The sequence below is a fragment of the Bacteroides cellulosilyticus DSM 14838 genome, assembly GCF_000158035.1.
Classification (GTDB): domain Bacteria; phylum Bacteroidota; class Bacteroidia; order Bacteroidales; family Bacteroidaceae; genus Bacteroides; species Bacteroides cellulosilyticus.
Genome location: NZ_EQ973544.1, coordinates 1 through 518, shown reverse-complemented (window position 1 = coordinate 518; position 518 = coordinate 1). Strand labels below are relative to the sequence as shown.

At 40.5% G+C, this 518-nt stretch carries 1 pseudogene; it reads right to left on the bottom strand.

Annotation, left to right across the window (positions count from 1 at the left end):
* Nucleotides 1–518, bottom strand: a pseudogene (locus BACCELL_RS25590) (RHS repeat-associated core domain-containing protein); the annotation flags it as partial.

The window sequence follows — 518 nt, the reverse complement described above, 5'->3', positions numbered from 1 at the left end:
CATCATACTCTCTCGCCCCATAATCATACCAGTTCAGTCCCTTCTTTGTATCCAGTTCCTTCCCGTTATACTTATAAGCCTGAACATCATTCCCGTTACTTAAGAAGACACCTCCGAAAGGATAATAGTAGTTGGCTTCCTCCATCCCACCGGCCTGATCAGTTACCACCCGATTATTTCCCTGATGATCTTTCAGGTAATAGTGATATTTCTTATCAGACAGAGAGACATATCCTTCTTCGGTCAGCAATTGTTTAGCCGTACCATTTTCATAGATCACATTGTCGCAGTAATCGGTAGTGGTAGTAACACCTCCTATTTTATGCACCGTGCGAAGCTTTACTCCATCCGCACCATAAGTATAAGTGATGGTACTTCCATCCGAGAACTTGACCTGACTTGGCAAATTTAATAAATTATATTGAATTTCGATTCCCTTATTCAAATCTTTTATTAAGCTGCCATTGGCATCATACATATATTCTGTAGCAAGCTTGGCACCATCCTTGAATTCGAAA